Source organism: Bacillus sp. 5mfcol3.1 (assembly GCF_900114335.1).
In the GTDB taxonomy this organism is placed as follows: Bacteria; Bacillota; Bacilli; order Bacillales; family Bacillaceae_G; genus Bacillus_A; species Bacillus_A thuringiensis_S.
The window spans coordinates 1-1,502 of record NZ_FOST01000062.1 but is presented as its reverse complement, the minus strand read 5'-3'; the positions used below and the strand labels follow the sequence as shown (position 1 = coordinate 1,502).

The following is a 1,502-nucleotide window of genomic DNA, read 5'->3' as shown; positions in this document are numbered from 1 at the left end:
ATTAAAATTTGCGTATTTCTATCCGCACTATTTGCACCAAGACGAATTTTTGTTAGTTCACTTTTCAACACATCGTGTAAATTCTTTGATACAATTTCGGAAATATAATTCAATGACCATTCTGTATTTTTGGATGCCTGATGTTCTCTACAAATCCTAACAATTGCTTCACCGTTATATCTGATGTTGTGTTCTTCCATGTAATCTTTAATATACGTATCTGTTTCCTCATCCAATGTAATTTGCATGCGAAAGTCTTTCATTTAATAACCCCTCTCATTTTGATATGCGGTTTCTTTTTGCATACGCTCATAATACTTTTGGTTCTTCCAGCTTTCGTATTCACTTTTAAAAGCGCCTTCCACTTTTCTCATAGAATATTGAATAGATACATTCTGCTGAAATTTTCGAAATGACTTTGATTTTTTCATGTGATGGATTCTTTTTTGTTCTTTATAATATGCCTTCATTTCTTGTAAAAAGGCGTTCCCCATTCGTTTATACAGGTCACTGATTTTATTTGTTTTATAATTTTCATATTGCTTCTTATCATACTTTCCTTCCCCATATGCTTCTTTAAAAACTTGCACTTCTTTATCTAACTTTTGGAGAAACTGATCGTAATCTTTTTTATGATGATGTTGAATATACCGACTGCTTAATTCATCAATTTGCGGCTTTAATGGTTGAATCGTATTGTAGCTATATTGCCACTGTCTTTTATCAATTGGTAACTGTTTATAGATTTGTAAAAACAATGGTTTCAAATGTTGATTACGCCAATCAAAAACGGAATCTTCTTTTTTCCTTCCCACCATATTGTTTCGAATTAGATCATTAATTTGTTTTTGTTCCTGCTTACGATCTAACAAATTATTTACGACTTTACCCTTCATCGCATCTAATGTTTTTGGTTTTCTTTTACCACGTTCTCTCGTTGGAAATGGTTCAACAGTTGCCACATGAATGTGAATATTATCCGTATTAAAATGAATGGCTGCCGACCAGATAGAGCTTTTTTCCAACCCCTCTCTTTTTTGCATTTCCTTCATCGCAAGCCGTGTTACATCCATTAACTTTTTTTCATCCAACGTTTTTGTTTTCTCATCATAAATTCCTTGTTTCTCTAACCAGGGATTATGAAAAGAAATGACATCTTGCCACATGATACTTCCATTCTCATGAGCGGTTTTAAACATTTCCTTTAAGGACTTTTTTTCACTTTCTGTTAAACGATTTGCGTGTTCCGTAAATAGTGCCGATGTCTTTTCTGAATTTCCCATGTAGTCTTGATACGTTTCGAACATTTTCGGATTCAGCTTCACTTCACTTTTCGCTTCCTCCCGATCTACATAATCAATATAGTTTTGAAAAGCATCCGAACTTGGCAACACAAATTTCGTTTTTAAAACAACACCTGGTGTGACGGAAGATTGAACAGGAACCGCATTACTCATTTTCAACATCCTGCATCATCATTTGAATAAACTCATTCATTTTTT

General features: G+C 33.6%; 1 protein-coding gene and 1 pseudogene. Both read right to left on the bottom strand.

Annotated elements, in window-relative coordinates; translation table 11 throughout:
* Nucleotides 1–263, bottom strand: a pseudogene (locus tag BM089_RS30440) (hypothetical protein); the annotation flags it as partial.
* Nucleotides 264–1,457: a MobP2 family relaxase gene (gene mobP2, locus BM089_RS30435; RefSeq protein WP_090979244.1), complete on the bottom strand. Its 1,194-nt coding sequence runs from the start codon at nt 1,455–1,457 to the stop codon at nt 264–266.
* Nucleotides 1,458–1,502: the final 45 nt, after the last annotated feature.

What these genes read in the sequence shown, in the direction of transcription:
- mobP2 (WP_090979244.1), bottom strand. Translation starts at nt 1,457, where the DNA reads ATGAGTAATGCGGTTCCTGTTCAATCTTCCGTCACACCAGGTGTTGTT.